Source organism: Alcanivorax sp. HI0083, from assembly GCF_001635175.1.
The window spans coordinates 1-969 of sequence record NZ_LWFX01000303.1; the positions used below are offsets into that span (position 1 = coordinate 1).

The 969-nt window shown below is 63.6% G+C and carries 1 protein-coding gene; it reads right to left on the reverse strand.

Translation table 11 applies throughout. The features are described 5' to 3' along the window. A partial coding sequence (locus tag A3754_RS03210; protein ID WP_063518833.1) for a DEAD/DEAH box helicase occupies positions 1-969 on the reverse strand: 969 nt, incomplete at both ends.

The following is a 969-nucleotide window of genomic DNA, read 5'->3' on the forward strand; positions in this document are numbered from 1 at the left end:
GGCGCTCAATGTCCTTGAGCTGCTGGAACTCGTCGGCACTGACCAGGGAAATGGCCTGGCCCGTGGCGCCGGCCCGGCCGGTGCGGCCGATACGGTGCACGTAATCCTCGGGGACATTGGGCAAGTCCACGTTGACCACCTGGGGTAGCTGTTCGATATCCAGGCCGCGGGCGGCGATGTCAGTGGCGACCAGCGCGCGCACCTTGCCGCTTTTGAAGTCGGCCAGGGCGCGAGTGCGGGCGTTCTGGCTTTTATTGCCGTGGATGGCGGCGGCTTCAATGCCGCTGGCTTCCAGTTGCTTGGCCAGCTTGTTGGCGCCGTGCTTGGTGCGGCTGAATACCAGCACCTGGAACCAGCCGTGCTCCTGAATCAGATGCGTGAGCAGGGCGGGTTTGCGCCTCTTGTCCACCGGGGCGATCCATTGGGTGACCAGTTCGGTGGTGGTGTTGCGCGGGCTGATATCCACTTCCACCGGGTCGTTGACCAGCCCTTTGGCCAGGGCACGAATTTCCGGCGAGAAGGTGGCAGAGAACATCAGGTTCTGACGTTTGGGCGGCAGTTTCGAGAGGATCTTGCGGATGTCGTGGATAAAGCCCATGTCCAGCATGCGGTCGGCTTCATCCAGGATCAGCACTTCCAGGTGATCGAACTTCACTGCGTTCTGCTGATACAGGTCCAGCAGGCGTCCCGGTGTGGCCACCAGCACATCGCAACCGCCACGCAGGCGCTGCATTTGCGGGTTGATCTTCACACCACCGAATACCACGCTGGACGTCAACGGCAGGTTCTTGCCGTAGGTGGAGACGCTTTCCGCCACCTGGGCGGCCAGCTCGCGGGTTGGCGTGAGCACCAGGGCGCGGACCTGATTGTTGCGGGCAGGCGTGCCGGTGCGCAGGCGTTCCAGAAGCGGCAGGGTAAAGCCGGCGGTTTTGCCGGTACCGGTCTGGGCGGCGGCCATCACATCACGGC